Source organism: Bacillus sp. RC240 (assembly GCF_044907945.1).
GTDB classification, from domain to species: Bacteria; Bacillota; Bacilli; order Bacillales; family Bacillaceae_G; genus Bacillus_A; species Bacillus_A mycoides.
The window spans coordinates 88,005-101,387 of record NZ_JBIYCT010000004.1 but is presented as its reverse complement, the minus strand read 5'-3'; the positions used below and the strand labels follow the sequence as shown (position 1 = coordinate 101,387).

The following is a 13,383-nucleotide window of genomic DNA, read 5'->3' as shown; positions in this document are numbered from 1 at the left end:
ACGCGCTATTATACTTCAAGTTCTTTCGTTTGAATTAAATAGCGCATAACTTCAATTACAGCTACGTATAAATCTTCTGGAATCGCCATGTCTTCCTCGACTTGATAATATAAAGAACGAGCAAGCGGACGATTTTCCACCATTGGTATTTCTTGTTCACGGGCAAGCGTTCGTATATATAACGCGAGTTCATCCTCCCCTTTTGCAACGACAATAGGCGCTGCATCAACTTGTTTATTGTAACGAAGTACAACCGAAATATGCGTTGGGTTATTCACAATAAACGTTGCACCATCCATCTTCTTCGCAATTGTCCCTTGCAAGATGGCATGCATAAAGTTTTTTCGTTTCCCCTTTACTTGCGGGTCCCCTTCATTATCTTTATGCTCTTGTTTCACTTCTTCTTTTTTCATTTTAATATCTTGTTCGTACTCCCATTTTTGATAAATGAAATCAATAATAGAAAGAACGATTAAAATAATTAAAATGGCTAGAAAGATAAATTTAATTTGGCTAATAATTTCAGTAAGTGACGCTGTCCAGTTAAATCCAATCATACTAACAATCTTCTCTAAATTCTTTTTAAAGAGAACGTACGAAACGTAACCGATTAATCCCATATAAAACAGTGATTTCAAAATATCTACTAAACTTTTACGACTAAACAATCTCGTAAAATAGTTTTTCGGATTAATACGTGATGCTTTCGGCTTAAGTACTTTAGAAGAAAATAAGAAACCAACTTGAATCATATAATTGAACAAATGAAAAGCATATACAAGTATTAATATAGGAGCCGATACTTTCAGAAGTAATATGCCCATTAAATAAAAATACTCGGTCGAATCTGTATTTTTTCCAATTTGATCAAACAGTACCGCTACGGAATGTGCGATCTCATAACCGAGCCAATCTCCGAAAAAGTAAACGACAACTGCTAATACAAGAATGGAAAATAAATTATTTAAATCTTTACTCCGGGCAATATTCCCTTCTTCACGCGATTTTTTACGCTTCTGCGGGGTGGCCTTTTCTGTTTTATTATCCTTTGCCATGCGCGTCCCCCTACTTCGTTAAGAAAAAGTTAAATAGTTTCGTATACTCTTCCAGTAATACGTCTGTCATATTTTTAAACACATAACCGAGCATCGGTACACTCATCGCAATAAACAAAATACCACACGTTATTTTAATTACGTACGCATTCATAAAAACGTTTAATTGCGGTGCATTTTTTGCAATTAAAATAAGGACGAAATTAATAATGAATAGACTGCCCATAAGTGGCAAAGCAATTTCAACCGCTGATGTAATTGCAAATAATAACGTTGCAAGTAGACTATCTAAAAAACTAGTCGTCAACAATTTTGAAATCGCCTCTGTATATTGAAACGACTTTAAAATCGTGGCAACGAAATAGTTAATGCCGCCAAGTGAAATAAAAATAATAAGAAAAAATATATCAAAAATTGTTGATAGCAAAGTGGACTGTGACCCTGCATTTACATCAAATAAACTCGCCTGTGATAAACCGATATCAAAGTCTAAAATATGCCCTGCCATTTTCGGAATGTTCCACAGCATCTCTACAATTTTTGAAAGTGATAACCCAATTACAATTTGCGTTCCTGCATAAGCTGCTACATCCCAAACTGTCTTTATGTGAGAGACATCCACTTGATCAGCCACTGTAATCGAAAGAGCGAGTCCAAATGTAACCTTTGCCATCGCCGGAATTGATCGGCCTGAGAAAAACGGTAGAAAATATAAAAATGAAGTAATGCGACAAAACGCAAAAAACGTCGCCGCCCATAATTCCATATTCATTTCAGTTCACCTATCTTAGTACGAACGCAATAGCGATGGGATTTTATCAAATAAATCTAAAATAAGCATCGTTAACTCTTGAAACATCCACGGACCTAAAATGATAATAACGAGCACAATACTCGCCATTTTCGGTAAAAACGTCAGCGTTTGCTCTTGAATTTGCATCATCGCCATAATAACCGCGATAATAATAACGACAATCATACTTACAACGGCAATCGGCATTAAAATCATAACCCCTTTATAAAAAAAGGTTTGGAAAATATCTATAATTGGTGACGTATTCATTTATATGACTCCTATCACATAGCATCAAATGCTTCAGGCGACCGTCTTAAACATAATATCGACGATTTTTGTATATCCACCTAAATATACGAAAACGAGTATTTTAAATGGTAAACTTAAAATCATCGGCGGTACCATCATCATCCCAAGGTACATTAAAAGTGTACTAATAATTAAATCAATAAAGACAAACGCTAAATAAATGAACATCCCTGTAAGTAAACCTTTTTGAATTTGCGTTAACGTAAAGGATGGCACAAGCGTAAACAGTGAAAGATCCTTTAAATCTTTCGGCAACTCTTCTCCGCGCACTTTCAGCATCATTTTCAAATCATGCTTATACGTATGCTTCGACATATAATCTTTCATAATCGGAGCTGTCGTCTCCGCAGCTTGACTTACTGTTATTTTTTCTTTCGTCATCGGGTCCCACACATCACTTTTTAACTGTCCAAGTACTGGCTGCATCGTAAACAGTGATAAAAATAATGCGAGTCCAACAAGCACTTGGTTTGGTGGTAAATTCATTACCCCAAGTCCTTGACGAGTAATCCCAAGAACAATCATAAAATACGTAAAGTGCGTAAATAAAAGAACGATAGAAGAAGATAATGATAGAAGGGTAACGAGTGCGAATAGTTGTACACTTGAATTACTCGTAAACTCTTTTCCATTTTCGAAATTAATAAAGCCGTTCGGGGCTGCATACGCTGGATTTACAAAAACAAATGAAAAAATAATAGAAAATACGAAAATAACGGCAAATAACGATAACTGTTTCTTTATTCTCATGATGGATCCTCTACTTTTTTCGTTTCACTCTTCACCGCGTCTTCTAGCGCTTGTTGAAACTGATTTCCTGTTCCTGTTAACTGCACAGATTGTACACCGTTATTACTAATAACAGTGAACACTTGCTTTCCGTCCACTTCAAACAAAAAGGCGCTCGTTTGATGATTTAAATATACGCCGTCTTTCACTTGAATATGGCCGTTTTCACCTTGCTTAAAAAACTGCTGTTTGCGCGTCTTTTTCGTCATATAATATGCACCATAGCCGAGCGCACCAAACAGTAAAACGACTTGAAATAAGGTCGTCATATACGACATATGACTCCTCCTCTACTCTTTATCCTGCATTTGATTTTGCGCCTTCATAAGCGCTGCATGTTTCTTATCAGCTTCAATTTCAGAAATAATAATGCCGAATTTCTCATCCATTACTATCGCTTCACCAATACCGACCTTCATATCACTTAAATATACATCTACTTTATGTCCTAAATTTTTCTCTACTTCAAGAACATCGCCAACTTTTAATTGCTTCACATCACCAAGCTTAATAGATGACTTCCCAAGCTTTACTCCAAGTTCAATCGAAATATCCGAAACGGTATCAATATGTGCCTTCCCCGCTTCATTTCGCTTCCCTGCAAATTCTTCTAATCCCATTAATGACACAGGAGATACTTCATGCTTCATATAGATCCTCCTACTCTATAAAACTTTTAAATAGGAGCGCCTTACGCGTTCCATCTTTCCCGATAAAACAATTAAATTTATGTTTTCCATCTACATAACCACGTAGTTGGTCTGTTACTTTCGTATGAAGCGGAATAATATCGCCTTCTTCAATTTGCTCAATCTCGCCCATTGTCATTTTCTGCTCACCAATCGCAACGTGAACAGGCTTGTACACTTGATTTACTTTCACTTCTACTTCAGACGTATACTTTCTACGCTTATCTGAAGAATGTTCGACAATATTTTCAGACGTTAACTTATCCATAATTTCTTCAACAGATAAGAACGGAATACCGATACGAACTGTCGTATTCCAAAAATCCGTTTTCATATTTACGTTTAATAGTGAAATAATATCGCTCGCTGTCGTAATCTTCAGCGCATTCGGATCTGTCTCCGTCGTTACAAATTTCGGTTCAATCGCAACAACGCTTTCAAATGATTGTTGTAAATTTTTACAAAGAAGAGCAAATATATTATCAAGCGTTAAAAACTCAAACGCCGTTAACGGTCTACGCATTAAAAAGTTACGCTTACTATCTCCGCCAAGCCAGCATTCATGAATATAAATAACGAACGCTAAATCAATTTCAATTACAATTTCTCCAAGCTCTGGAAGGCCGAGGTCAATAACACAATATAAATAGTAATCTTTCGGCATTTTCTCCACATACTCACTCGTGAACGGAACTTGCTCAACGGTCGAAGGCTCTAGTTCAATTGGAATACGCATACGCGCTGACAACGTCTGTGACGTCTGTTTGCCAAAAGTAGACGCAATCGCTTGCAAACTACGTAAATGCTCAACACCGAACTTCTCCGGTCTATTAAAATCATACTCTTGAAATTTATCTTGCTTCCCTGCTTCTTGTGCGAAAGCTGGCATTTCCTCGCCTTCATTTACCGCCTTCAGTAGGGCATCAATTTGCTCTTGACTTAATTTATCGCCACTCATGAAAATCCCCTTCCCTACCTTTTCAATTCAACAATTTCAACGTACATTTTTCCATTCTTCGTCAAAATCTTTCCGGTTCCAATCTCTTCATTCTCAAGCATAATAAGCACCGTATTTTTCGTTGAATTTTCAAGACGATACAATGTACCTTTCGTAATATGAAGCAGATCTTCAATTTTCTTTTTTGTATTTCCGATTTCAAAATAAATTGTTAACGGAATATCATCTTGTAATTTCAAATCTAGCCAACTCCCATATCATGTTAACGAAAATTTCATATTCTCTATTTATCCCGCTATTTGCGGGCAGTAAGACCCCTACCTCAAAATTCAGCGAAAGCAAAGAAGTTAGGCGGAGGGGCAACTGCCCGTAAAAGCCCGATTGGTTCAGCTAATAATCAGTGGGGGATGAACAAAACCCCCACTGATTAAAGTTTCACTTTATATATAAATGAAATTTCTTATTTCGAAACGTCTATATTCAATATTTTCTTTATATATCCTTGCGTTTCTTTAAATGGCGGTACGCCTCCGTACTTTCTCACATTACCAGGACCAGCATTATAAGAAGCAAGCGCTAATACGAGATCACCGTTATTTTTCTTTAAATAACCGCTTAACTCTTTCACACCACCTTCAATACTTTCAGCTGGTGAAAATGGATTTTTTATACCCATCTCTTTCACATTTGCTGGCATAAGCTGCATAAGCCCCATCGCCCCTGCATGTGACACCGTTTTCGGATTAAAATTAGACTCTACTTCAATCATTTTTTGAATTAAAGTTTTCGGAATTCCATATGTATTACTTACGCGATCAATAATATCCTCATACTTACCTTCATTTGAAGAACGTATTTTCTGAATATTATATTTATTCGTTAATCCCCACGTATCAGCAGGCTCATTTTTCGTTTCTGGGAAACGTCGCTCAAACTCTTTTTGTGCAACTTGCACTTCATCTACTTTCTTCGTTTCAGCTTTCTCCGTCTCCTCAAGCTTACTCGTTTCCTCTACTCTAATAGGCTCTACTGGTTTATTAACAACCGTTTCTATTTTCGTAGATTGTACCGGCTGACTCATATCTTCTACTTTTGCCGTTTGCGGAGTAACCTTCGTCTCCTTCGCAGATTCACTCTGCAATTGATCTTGAAAACGACTACTAACGAACGCCTGCGGACTACTTAACTTTTGCTGAATTTGTCCTTTTTTATATGCAAGAACTTCTTTTACTATATTTCCAACTACCATAATATCACCTTTTCGGTAAACAAAGATAATCTAATATTAGAGTTTTTTTTTAAAGTTTGCAATAATCCTTTGCAATAAAAAAACAACTAAATTGTTAAACTGTTATTTTTTTATATTTATTAATTCAAATTTTCAGTTGACACTTGATATAGCAGGACTTACAATAAATTCGAAATCGATTTTTTCGCATATTACCGTTTTTCAATTTGCAGAAAAGTCAATATAAAAAAATGGGGGTTCTTAACATGAGAATCAATACAAACATTAATAGCATGCGTACGCAAGAATACATGCGTCAAAACCAAGCTAAAATGAGTAACGCTATGGACCGTTTATCAAGCGGTAAACGTATCAACAACGCTTCTGACGATGCAGCAGGTCTTGCTATCGCAACTCGTATGCGTGCACGTGAAAGCGGATTAGGAGTTGCAGCTGACAACACGCAAAACGGTATGTCTTTAATCCGTACAGCTGATTCAGCAATGAACTCAGTATCTAACATCTTACTTCGTATGCGTGACCTTGCGAACCAATCTGCAAACGGTACAAATACAGATAAAAACCAAGTTGCGCTACAAAAAGAATTTGCTGCATTAACAGAACAAATTAGCTATATTGCTGATAATACACAATTCAATGATAAAAACTTATTAAAATCAGATAACATTATTAACATCCAAACGCTTGATTCAAGCAACGAGCAACAACAAATTGGTATCAATTTAAAAGGTATTACACTGGACAAATTAGGAATTAAAGATATCGCAATTGGTGCTACAGAAGTTAAAAAAGCTGACGTTACAACTTTTACAGATAATGTTGGAAAGTTAACTAAAGATTCTGATGCTGATGCAATCAAAGGGATCCGAGCTGATTTTGATAAAATTAAAGGTGGCATGAATTTTGCTGATGTAAAAAAAGTAGAAGATGCTATTTCAGCATTTGATCCTTCAGCTGCTGACGGTGATAAAACTACAGCTATGACAAATCTACAAAATCTTGTTGATTCTACAAAAACTGGTGCGGTTTCTTTACCTAAAGGTACAGTTGAAATAAAACAAGAAGATATTGATTCTGTTAAATCTAAAATTACTAACTTGAAAAAAGACGCAACTGATGTAACAGCTATCACAGATGCGCTTGCAAAAATTAAGGATGGTATGAAGGAATCTGATTATACTAAATTAGAAACTGCACTTAAAGGTTTTAAAACAGGTGATGATTCAACAGTAACTGCAATCCAAAATGCTTTTAAAGACGATGTTATTCCAAAAGCAGGTACTATTAACCTTGATGATAATAAAGCAAACTCACTAGCTGCGATTGCGGCAATTGATAACGCTCTAACAACAGTTGCTGACAATCGTGCAACTCTAGGTGCTACATTAAACCGTCTAGACTTTAACGTAAACAACCTTAAGAGCCAAGCATCAAGCATGGCTTCAGCTGCTTCTCAAATCGAAGACGCTGACATGGCGAAAGAAATGTCTGAAATGACTAAGTTCAAAATCTTGAACGAAGCTGGTATCAGCATGCTTTCTCAAGCAAACCAAACTCCACAAATGGTTTCAAAATTATTACAATAAGCCATTTGAGTTAGTTTCATGAACAAACCTCTCTGCTTGCGGAGAGGTTTGTTTTTTCTATATAAATAGATTAAAAACTTTCTTTTTAGCCTGGAGAGAAGCTCCAGCCATATTTAGAAGCGGTCAGGGCTTATTTTAGCCTCGTCCTGTGTATGAAAACCAAAAGATAAAGCGAGCATAAGCCCTATTTTCTCTTCATAGCCGTTTATTAGCTCTAGAACACCGGATATATAGATCTATAAAAAGTGTCTATTCTGCGTATTGTCAGGAATGTTTTAAGTATGGATGCTAGGCAGTCGTTGTATGAGAATAAGAGACGTATGAATGTTGCACTTAGTATGGTTTCACAGGCCAGTCAAATTCCGCAATGGTTTCGAAGTTATTGCAGTTTTAAATATAACCTTTAAAACTATTGAAATAACTCCATAAAAAATAAAAAGGAGATACATATATGCTATGTATCCCACTTTTAATATCAACCTATCCGTTATAAATAATATCCTCCGCTAAAGAAGTAAAAATCTCCCCAACAAGTGAATCTTCATCATATACACATGAACCATTATTCTCTTCACGCTTCGCAAACGGTATTTGAGCTATCACTTCTGTTTGCAGTTGTTCTGCTAACATTTCGCCGCCGTCTTTTCCAAAGAGATAGTTTCTTGATCCATCTTGTTCTTCGTAATATGCCATGTTTTCAACGATACCTAAAATATCGTGTTTCGTATGTTTTGCCATGACTCCTACTCTTGAAGCGACAAATGAAGCTACGTTATGAGGCGTTGTAACGATAATTTCCTTCGCTTGTGGAATCATTGCAGCGACATCTATCGCAACGTCTCCTGTTCCAGGTGGTAAATCTAGAAGAAGATAGTCTAGTTCTCCCCAGTGCGTGTTCGCAAGGAAGTTTTGAATCCATTTGTTTAACATCGGTCCGCGCCACATGACTGGGTTATTTCCTTCTGTGAAGAATCCCATCGACATAATTTTAACACCGTGACTAACGACTGGAATTGCCGTTTGATCAATCATTGTTGGCTTTTCATTCGTTTCCATCATTGCCGGGATGCTAAATCCATATATATCTGCATCTAAAATCCCAACCTTTTTGCCCATACGTGCTAAAGCAGTAGCAAGGTTAATCGTCACAGTTGATTTACCGACTCCCCCTTTTCCACTCGTTACAGTAATAAAACGTACTCCTGAATCAGGTCGAAGCATACTAGGCATGCCTGTTTCTGTTCTAGCTTCTTTCTTTAAAGATGCTGTTAATGCCGCGCGTTCTTCTGGTGTCATAGAACCGAATGTTAAAGTAACTTTCGACGCTCCAATGTTTCGAAGTGAGTCTTCAATATCTTGTTGAATTTTTGCTTTCAACGGACAACCTTGTATCGTTAAAACTACTTCTAGCCCAACTTCTGTACCATCTATTTTTATATTTCTAACCATATTTAGTTCCACAATACTTTTGTGTAACTCTGGATCTTCGACATGGCTTAACGCGTTCATAATCTGTTCGTGAGTAATCATCATACACATTCCTTCCATTGTAATTATTTTACCTAGTGAAAAAAGTCTCCGCTTTTCCCACCCGTTTTTTGTACTAAATACGTTTCTTTCATAACCATCGTTTTATCAACCGCTTTGCACATATCGTAAAAAGTAAGGGCGGCAATCGATACGGCAGTTAATGCTTCCATTTCTACACCTGTTTTCCCACTGCATTTTACTGTCGCTCGTATGATCAACTCATACCCATCAGTTTTCTTTTCATAACGGAACGTAAAGTCTGTTCCTTGGATTAATATCGGATGACACATAGGGATTATATCCGCTGTTTTTTTAGCACCGATTATTCCAGCAACTTGTGCTACTTGGAGCGGGTCTCCTTTTTTCAATCCACCACTTTGAATTGCCTCAAATAGTTCATTTGATAAAGAAATCGTACTTTGCGCAACAGCTGTGCGTGTTGAAATATCCTTTTGAGAAATATCAACCATTTTGGCTCTGCCCTCTTCATTCCAGTGCGAAAATTCACTCATAATGATCCTCCTTAACGTATGAAAGATTTAATACTCGAATAAAAAAATTACCCTCCGCTTACAGCTGGGATAAAAGCGACAGTATCTCCGGCTTTTGCAATATCTTCGTCCGTTACAAATTCTTCATTGATTGCTACCATAACTTTTTCTAGCGTCTGTAAGTGATAGTTTTCTTTCAACCATTTTTTCAATTGATGAACGTTCATCTCTCGTTTTTCTATTATTACTAATCTCTCTGAGCCGACTTCTTCTCGTAAATTTGCGAACAGTAAAATTGTTATCATTCTCTCATTCTTCTTTCTCTGGCTTTCCTTCTGGATACGGAGTATTTTCAAGTTGATCTCCTATCCACTCCGTTCCATCTTCCCAAAATTCTTTTTTCCAGATTGGGACAATTCTCTTTATACGTTCAATTGCGTATTCATTCGCTTCGTACGCTACTTTACGATGTGGTGACGATACTGCAATAACAACTGCGATATCCATTATTTCTAATCGTCCTACTCGGTGTGTGATTGCTATTTTCGCATCCGGCCACTTTTTCTTAATTTCTTCTCCAATTGCAGTAAGCTTTTTTACCGCCATCGGTTTATATGCTTCATACTCAAGATGTAACGTCCGTTTTCCTTTCGTTAATTCCCTTACTGTTCCAATAAAAGTTGTAATTGCTCCTGCTTCTCGTCTTGCTACTTTATTCGTTACTTCTTCAACTACAATCGGATTATCGACAATTTCAAATCGTGCTTGTCCCATCAAAACCTCTCCCTACTTTACGGAATGTCCAAAGCCATTCACTACCTTCGTTATCTTCTAATAAAAGAATGTCTACAAACATCCCTTTCTTATATCCTCTCGTTCCGCCCTGTAGGACGATAAAAATGTTTGATTCTGCTAATGAAGAAACGGAACTAGATTTATCAAATCCTGATGGATAAGCGATTAGTTGTCCTTCGTTATACTGAAGCTTACCTCGTACAAATCTTGTAAATGGATTCGGTTTTAGAAAATCTTCTCCGAGCATTGCTTTTTCTCGTTTTACATGTGGTTTTTCGCTAAACATATATGCACGAATGCTAGGTTTTACGAATAATTCAAAACCTACATAGCAAGCAGATGGATTACCTGATAATCCAAATAATAATTTTCCGTTTAATTGCGCTACAGTCGTGACGCTACCCGGCCGCATGGCTACTTTATTAAAAAGAACTGATGCGCCTAACCTTTCGTATATAGCTGGCAAATAGTCATAGTCGCCTACCGAAACACCACCAGTTGTAATTAACATATCCACTTCGCTTAACGCTTTTTTCACTGCTTCGTAGCACGTATTCAAATCGTCGCTAAACTTCCCAAAGTATTTTACTCTTCCACCTGCTCTTCGAATTTGAGACGATATCATATGCGTATTACTATTTCGAATTTTCCCAGGTTGTAGTTCTGCATTTACATCGAGAAGTTCACTCCCAGTCGCTAATAGTCCAATAACAGGCTTTTTCGCTACTGGCACTTCACTATAACCGAATGTAGCAAGAAGAGCTGAAATACCTGGATTAATGTAACCACCTCTTTTTGCGAGAACGGTTCCTTTACGTGCGTCTTCACCTTGAAAGGATATATTGTCCCCTTCTTTAAATGAGCGTCTCACTTCCATATAGCTTTTTCCGATATTCTCATATTGACGATGACGAGTCAGTTCTAGCATGACGACTACATTACATCCTTTCGGAATTTGTGCCCCTGTCATAATTCGAACTGCTTGAAACGCTCCTACTTCTGTAGGAAATACGGAACCTGCTCCAATTTCACCAATTACTTCAAATACGATCGGATTCTCACGACTTGCTCGCGAAGTATCTTCTGCCCTAATAGCAAATCCATCATATGGCGAGCGATTGAAAGAAGGCACATCGTGATCCGCCACTAAATCTTCTGCTAACGTACGCCCATATGCTAATTCCAGTGGTACTAGTTCTTTTAAACCACAATTAGCAAATGCCATCACTTTACGAACAGCCTCTTCAACTGTAATCGGTACCCTTCTTTCCATCATTACCAATCCCTTTCTATTAGCCTAATAACCGATAGTATAGTTGTTTTGCTTTTTGAATTTCATTCGTGCCATGAATAAATACACGACCATCATGAAAAATGACGATGCGATACTCTTCTAATTGGCAAGAGAGCAAATACGGATTCCGATCAACTTTCCCGTGATTCTTTAATACTTTTTCTAACTCATCAAAGTTGTAATGTCTATTATGCGCTGGTCTAATTTGAACTGTATTTCTTCCACATAACACAGCTGTCTTCGTTTGATTTTCGTATGATAAATAAGGATAAGTTCTATTTGTTCCGCACGAAGGACAGTCTTCCGTTTTGATTTTTCCTAGTTTGATAGAATGATATTGATTACTCCATATATCAAACATTAAAAAAGTTTTCCGAACTGCTTCATAGTCTTCTACTAAAATTTTGAATGCTTCTGCCACTTGGTACGCTGCAACGATTTGAACAGCTGGACTAATAATTCCAACTGTGTCACACGTCGCCCCTGTGACAGGAACACTTTTCAGTACACAATGTAAGCACGATGTTTTCTTCGGAATAATTGTATAGCTCATGCCATAACTTCCGACACAAGAACCGTAAATCCAAGGGATATTATGTTTTTGTGATATATCATTGATTACAAACCGAATATCGAAATTATCTGTGGCATCAATAATGACATCGACACCACCTAATAAAGCTTCCATATTATCTACTCTTGCATCCATTACTAGCGCCTGAATTTGCACGTCTGAATTAATTTGTTTGAGACGATTCTGCGCTGCGATTGCTTTTGGCAACTTTTCTATCGCATCTTGTTCAGCGTAAAGTTGTTGCCGCTGTAAATTACTCCATTCTACGTAATCGCGATCAATAATCGTTAATTTCCCGATACCTGCACGTACAAAGCTTTCTGCACTTGCACTTCCTAATGCACCTGCCCCTATTATTAATACATGCTTATTTCTAATTTTCTCTTGCCCTTCTTTTCCAATAGGAGTGAACAACTGTTGTCGTGAATACCGCTCTATCATGAGGTGCCTTCCTTTCAAATACTGTTATTTTTTCAATACATCTTCTTCGGTAGCACTTTGTTTCTGATAACAAGAAAAATAAGCGAATCCAACAAATCCAGCTCCGCCAATTACATTTCCGATAAAGACTGGCACAAAGTTTTTCGCAAGATCCATCCACGTAAGGTGACCCGCAAAAATAACTGCTGAAATGACAAACATATTTGCTACTACTTGCTGAAACCCAATTACGACAAATGCCATAATCGGAATCCAAATTCCAACAATCTTCCCAATTAAATCGTTCGTTCCGTACGCTAACCAAATCGCAAGGCAAACGAGCCAGTTACAGCCAATCGCTAAAATTAACGTTCTTCCGAAAGATTCATGTAACTTATCTTGAGCTATCGCTATCGTCTTATTTAAATACGCACCTTCAGTTAACCCGCCAAGGTGACCGAAACAATACGCTACGAAAAGTGCACCTGCGAAGTTCGTTAAAGTGATCCACGCCCAATTGTTTAACACATGTTTCAATGAAATTTTCCGTGCATACAGTGCCATGGCCATCGACATCATATTTCCCGTAATTAATTCTCCTCCCGCTAAAACAACGAGCATAAGTCCAATAGGAAAAACCGCTCCTCCTATAAAATTGACTAAACTTCCCCACTGCTCCGGTACATTACCTAGAACACGAATATTAAGTAAAAATCCTAATGAAATGAATGCTCCTCCTAAAAAACCAAGAATAAGCATCGCTGATAGCGGTTGCCCCACCTTTTGAACACCGGATTCAATCACAAGCGCAGCAATTTGTTCCGGTTTATGAAATGCCATAACCAATT

General features: G+C 37.3%; 17 protein-coding genes. 1 reads left to right on the top strand and 16 read right to left on the bottom strand.

Annotation, left to right across the window (positions count from 1 at the left end):
• Positions 1–8: 8 nt before the first annotated feature.
• The 9 genes from flhB to ABH955_RS15615 all read right to left on the bottom strand — a co-directional run bounded on the left by flhB (position 9) and on the right by ABH955_RS15615 (position 5,845).
• Entirely contained in the window at positions 9–1,055 is a 1,047-nt protein-coding gene (flhB, locus tag ABH955_RS15655) for a flagellar type III secretion system protein FlhB (protein WP_404456107.1), read from the bottom strand.
• Positions 1,056–1,065: 10 nt separating this feature from the next.
• Positions 1,066–1,827: a flagellar biosynthetic protein FliR gene (locus tag ABH955_RS15650; RefSeq protein WP_001055697.1), complete on the bottom strand. Its 762-nt coding sequence runs from the start codon at positions 1,825–1,827 to the stop codon at positions 1,066–1,068.
• A gap of 15 nt (positions 1,828–1,842) precedes the next feature.
• Positions 1,843–2,118: a flagellar biosynthetic protein FliQ gene (locus ABH955_RS15645; protein WP_002011993.1), complete on the bottom strand. Its 276-nt coding sequence runs from the start codon at positions 2,116–2,118 to the stop codon at positions 1,843–1,845.
• A 33-nt stretch (positions 2,119–2,151) separates the two neighbouring features.
• Positions 2,152–2,910, bottom strand: coding sequence for a flagellar type III secretion system pore protein FliP (locus ABH955_RS15640; RefSeq protein ID WP_002118006.1), 759 nt, complete (start codon positions 2,908–2,910; stop codon positions 2,152–2,154).
• Positions 2,907–3,227, bottom strand: coding sequence for a hypothetical protein (locus tag ABH955_RS15635; RefSeq protein ID WP_000121176.1), 321 nt, complete (start codon positions 3,225–3,227; stop codon positions 2,907–2,909). Before ABH955_RS15635 ends, ABH955_RS15640 begins: the two co-directional genes overlap by 4 nt.
• Positions 3,228–3,239: 12 nt before the next feature.
• Positions 3,240–3,599 (bottom strand): flagellar motor switch protein FliN, encoded by a 360-nt coding sequence (fliN, locus tag ABH955_RS15630; RefSeq protein WP_002031054.1) that lies wholly within the window; start codon positions 3,597–3,599, stop codon positions 3,240–3,242.
• Positions 3,600–3,609: 10 nt separating this feature from the next.
• Positions 3,610–4,596, bottom strand: coding sequence for a flagellar motor switch protein FliM (gene fliM / locus ABH955_RS15625; protein ID WP_061688906.1), 987 nt, complete (start codon positions 4,594–4,596; stop codon positions 3,610–3,612).
• Positions 4,597–4,610: 14 nt separating this feature from the next.
• Positions 4,611–4,835: a flagellar motor switch protein FliN gene (locus ABH955_RS15620; RefSeq protein WP_002189074.1), complete on the bottom strand. Its 225-nt coding sequence runs from the start codon at positions 4,833–4,835 to the stop codon at positions 4,611–4,613.
• 221 nt (positions 4,836–5,056) lie between these two features.
• Positions 5,057–5,845 carry a lytic transglycosylase domain-containing protein gene (locus ABH955_RS15615; protein ID WP_404491318.1) on the bottom strand — a complete coding sequence of 263 codons (789 nt, stop codon included), beginning with the start codon at positions 5,843–5,845 and terminating at the stop codon, positions 5,057–5,059.
• Positions 5,846–6,090: 245 nt separating this feature from the next.
• On the opposite strand from ABH955_RS15615, the gene ABH955_RS15610 reads away from it, so the two are divergent.
• Complete coding sequence (locus ABH955_RS15610; protein ID WP_404491316.1) at positions 6,091–7,431, top strand: flagellin N-terminal helical domain-containing protein; 1,341 nt, start codon at positions 6,091–6,093, stop codon at positions 7,429–7,431.
• Positions 7,432–7,911: 480 nt separating this feature from the next.
• Here the strand turns inward: ABH955_RS15610 and ABH955_RS15605 are convergent, their stop codons facing one another.
• Genes ABH955_RS15605 through ABH955_RS15575 form a run of 7 tightly spaced genes read right to left on the bottom strand, consistent with a single transcriptional unit; the run spans position 7,912 to position 13,375 of the window.
• Entirely contained in the window at positions 7,912–8,964 is a 1,053-nt protein-coding gene (locus tag ABH955_RS15605) for a P-loop NTPase (protein WP_404491314.1), read from the bottom strand.
• A 29-nt stretch (positions 8,965–8,993) separates the two neighbouring features.
• Complete coding sequence (gene moaC / locus ABH955_RS15600) at positions 8,994–9,473, bottom strand: cyclic pyranopterin monophosphate synthase MoaC (protein WP_404456093.1); 480 nt, start codon at positions 9,471–9,473, stop codon at positions 8,994–8,996.
• Positions 9,474–9,520: 47 nt separating this feature from the next.
• On the bottom strand, positions 9,521–9,757 hold the full coding sequence (gene moaD, locus ABH955_RS15595; protein ID WP_061688899.1) for a molybdopterin converting factor subunit 1: 237 nt from the start codon (positions 9,755–9,757) through the stop codon (positions 9,521–9,523).
• A 4-nt stretch (positions 9,758–9,761) separates the two neighbouring features.
• A complete protein-coding gene (locus ABH955_RS15590) occupies positions 9,762–10,226 on the bottom strand; it encodes a molybdenum cofactor biosynthesis protein MoaE (protein WP_256491142.1) in 465 nt (154 codons plus the stop codon).
• Positions 10,207–11,520, bottom strand: coding sequence for a molybdopterin molybdotransferase MoeA (locus ABH955_RS15585; protein ID WP_404456483.1), 1,314 nt, complete (start codon positions 11,518–11,520; stop codon positions 10,207–10,209). The genes ABH955_RS15590 and ABH955_RS15585 overlap by 20 nt, the downstream gene beginning before the upstream one ends.
• Positions 11,521–11,539: 19 nt before the next feature.
• Positions 11,540–12,556, bottom strand: a complete 1,017-nt coding sequence (locus ABH955_RS15580) for a molybdopterin-synthase adenylyltransferase MoeB (RefSeq protein WP_404456088.1) — start codon at positions 12,554–12,556, stop codon at positions 11,540–11,542.
• 24 nt (positions 12,557–12,580) lie between these two features.
• Positions 12,581–13,375, bottom strand: a complete 795-nt coding sequence (locus ABH955_RS15575; protein ID WP_016094387.1) for a formate channel — start codon at positions 13,373–13,375, stop codon at positions 12,581–12,583.
• Positions 13,376–13,383 lie beyond the last annotated feature (8 nt).